The organism is Streptomyces sp. W16 (genome assembly GCF_033194735.1).
Classification (GTDB): Bacteria; Actinomycetota; Actinomycetes; order Streptomycetales; family Streptomycetaceae; genus Streptomyces.
Genome location: NZ_JAWOAI010000915.1, coordinates 1 through 2,268 on the forward strand (window position 1 = coordinate 1; position 2,268 = coordinate 2,268).

Below are 2,268 nucleotides of genomic sequence, written 5' to 3' on the forward strand. Positions count from 1 at the left end.
GGGTGGCTGGTCTGGTCCGCGGCCGGGTACGCGGTGCTGTCCCGGGGCTTCCGTTCGCCGCGCGCGTTCGTGGAGGCGCACCGGCGCCCCGAGCCGCCGTATCACGCGGGTCCGGCGGCGGCCGGGCTCGGCGCGACCTCGATGTGCGACGTCAGCGACGGGCTGATCGCCGACCTCGGGCACATCGCCGAGTCGAGCAAGGTCCGCATCGACATCCGCTCGGGCGCGATCGACATCCCGACCCAGATGCACGACATCGGGCAGGCCGTCGGCGTCGACCCCATCCAGTGGGTGCTCACCGGGGGAGAGGACCACGCGATCGTGGCGACCTTCGCACCGGACGTGAAACTGCCGGCCCGCTGGAAGGTGATCGGCGAGGTCCTCAACCCGTCGGCGCTGCCTCAGGTGACGGTCGACGGGGCGCCCTGGACCAGCAAGGGCGGCTGGGACCACTTCGGGGACATCGAGTCGTGAAGCCCAACGTCCTCACGGTGGCCGGCTCCGACTCCGGTGGAGGGGCCGGAATCCAGGCCGACTTGAAGACGATGCTCGCGCTCGGTGTGCACGGCATGAGCGTCGTCACCGCCGTCACCGCGCAGAACTCCCTCGGTGTGCAAGGCGCTTGGGAACTTCCGGCGGAGGCGGTGCGCGCCCAGTACCGCAGTGTCGTCGACGACATCGGCGTACAGGCCGTGAAGACCGGCATGCTGGCGTCGGCCGAACTCGTCGAGACGGTCGCGGAGTTGCTCGCGGGGACGGACGCCCCGGCGGTCGTCGACCCGGTCGGCATCTCCAAGCACGGGGACTCGCTGCTGGCGGACTCCGCGCTGGACGCCGTACGGACGAAACTGCTGCCGATGGCGACCGTGGCGACGCCGAACCTCGACGAGGTGGCGCAGCTCACCGGGGTGCGGGTCGGGACGGAGGAGCAGTTGCGGGAGGCCGCGGCGGCCGTGCTGGCGTACGGCCCGCGGTGGGTGCTCGTGAAGGGCGGGCATCTGTCCGGCGACGCCGTGGACCTGCTCTCCGACGGCACCGAGGAGCACTGGCTGCGCGCGCCCCGGTACGACAACCGGCACACCCACGGCACGGGCTGCACGCTCGCCTCGGCGATCGCTTCGGAGCTGGCCAGGGGCCGGTCGGTGCCGGAGGCGGTGACGGCGGCGAAGGAGTACGTCACCGGGGCGATCGCGGCCGGGTTCGCGCTGGGCGGGGGGATCGGGCCGGTCGATCACGGGTGGGCGCTACGGCGTGGGCCTTCCTGAAGCGCGGGACTCTCCGACACGCGGGTTTCCTGACATGGCACGGCAAAAAGCCGGCCCACTCGAAGTGGACCGGCTCGATGCAGCGAACCAGCAGTGGCCGCGCGCTCAGCAGTGCGTCAGCGCGAGACGACCTTGCCGGCCTTGATGCACGAGGTGCAAGCGTTCACGTGCTTCGGCGTCCCGCCGACCACGATACGGCGACGCTGGATGTTCGGGTTCCAGCGACGGGACGTACGGCGGTGCGAAAACGAGATGTTGTTGCCGAAGCCCGGCCCCTTGCCGCAGACGTCGCAGTTGGCAGCCACGGGTCACTCCAAAGACTTCAGATGCACTTACGGATGATCCCGGCATGCCGGGATCAGGATCTAGGATCTGATGTGGCGCTGCCAGGGGGGATGGCCCGATCGGGATCGGGCAACCGGAGCAGCATACAACGACTGCGCCGGTTCAACGAAACTACCATGCCTGGTCGAGGGCCTGCTCCGGCCCTCCTCGGGCCCGACCCCCTCCGGGGTCTACGCTGCGTGCCAGTCCAGCAGCTCAAGGAGGCGCAGGTGCCGCAGGTGCCGCAGACATTCTTCGATGCTCTCGCGGTGCGTACCTGGTGCGGTCTCGCGCTGCGCGCGCTGGGACGTGCGCGCGAGGAGATCGACGCCATCAACGTGTACCCCGTGGCCGACGGGGACACCGGCACCAACCTCTACCTGACCATGGAGTCCGCCGTCACGGCCGTCGAGGCGGTGTTCGCCGGACACGGCACCCTGACCGACCGGAAACCGCCACTGGCCGACGCCGCCCGGGCGATGGCCCACGGGGCGCTCATAGGGGCGCGCGGCAACTCCGGGACGATCCTCGCGCAGCTGCTGCGCGGTATGGCCCAGGTGCTCGCCGCCGACGGTGAGACGGCTCACACGGACGGGGAGGGGCTGCGGCTCGCGCTGCGGCACGCGGCCGACTCCGCCCGGCAGGCCGTGGCCCACCCGGTCGAGGGCACGGTCCTCTC

Annotated in this window: 3 protein-coding genes and 1 pseudogene; 3 read left to right on the top strand and 1 reads right to left on the bottom strand. The window is 71.0% G+C overall.

The window, feature by feature from the left end; genetic code table 11:
• Both R6V09_RS51365 and thiD read left to right on the top strand, forming a co-directional pair.
• Positions 1-474, top strand: a pseudogene (locus R6V09_RS51365) (thiamine-phosphate kinase); the annotation flags it as partial.
• Complete coding sequence (gene thiD / locus R6V09_RS51370; RefSeq protein ID WP_317888285.1) at positions 471-1,265, top strand: bifunctional hydroxymethylpyrimidine kinase/phosphomethylpyrimidine kinase; 795 nt, start codon at positions 471-473, stop codon at positions 1,263-1,265. The pseudogene R6V09_RS51365 and the gene thiD, both read left to right, overlap by 4 nt.
• A gap of 116 nt (positions 1,266-1,381) precedes the next feature.
• On the opposite strand, the gene rpmB is transcribed toward thiD, so the two are convergent.
• Positions 1,382-1,570 (bottom strand): 50S ribosomal protein L28, encoded by a 189-nt coding sequence (gene rpmB / locus R6V09_RS51375; protein WP_317888286.1) that lies wholly within the window; start codon positions 1,568-1,570, stop codon positions 1,382-1,384.
• Positions 1,571-1,819: 249 nt separating this feature from the next.
• Here rpmB and R6V09_RS51380 point away from each other — a divergent pair.
• The coding region (locus tag R6V09_RS51380) for a DAK2 domain-containing protein (RefSeq protein ID WP_317888287.1) at positions 1,820-2,268 on the top strand (449 nt) is incomplete at its 3' end.